This is a genomic window from Bacillus cereus group sp. Bce019 (assembly GCF_051781745.1).
In the GTDB taxonomy this organism is placed as follows: domain Bacteria; phylum Bacillota; class Bacilli; order Bacillales; family Bacillaceae_G; genus Bacillus_A; species Bacillus_A cereus.
Window position 1 is genome coordinate 1 of record NZ_JBPWJX010000239.1, and the last position, 254, is coordinate 254.

Genomic DNA, 254 nt, shown 5'->3' on the forward strand with positions numbered 1-254 from the left:
AAGGCAGCGTTCGTCGGCTCAGATGGATCGATGCCGCTGTCGCGTATGGCCTGGGTGGCGTGGGCCGCTGCGTCCCGCCTCGGCCTGTACGACGAGACCGTCGCGACGTGGCTGACGTCGATCGAGTCGCTGGAGTCCCTCGACGACGGTGAGGAGGCCACCCAGCGCGGTGAACTCGATGCCGATCCGGTGCTGCCGGACCCTACCGAGGCGGATACCACCGCCTGATCGCACTGATGGCGGCGGCGTTCGGG

1 protein-coding gene is annotated in these 254 nt (G+C 68.9%); it reads left to right on the forward strand.

Translation table 11 applies throughout. From position 1 onward, the window contains the following. Positions 1-228: hypothetical protein (locus ACS2QP_RS28165; protein WP_438883125.1), on the forward strand; the 228-nt coding region annotated here is incomplete at its 5' end. Positions 229-254: the final 26 nt, after the last annotated feature.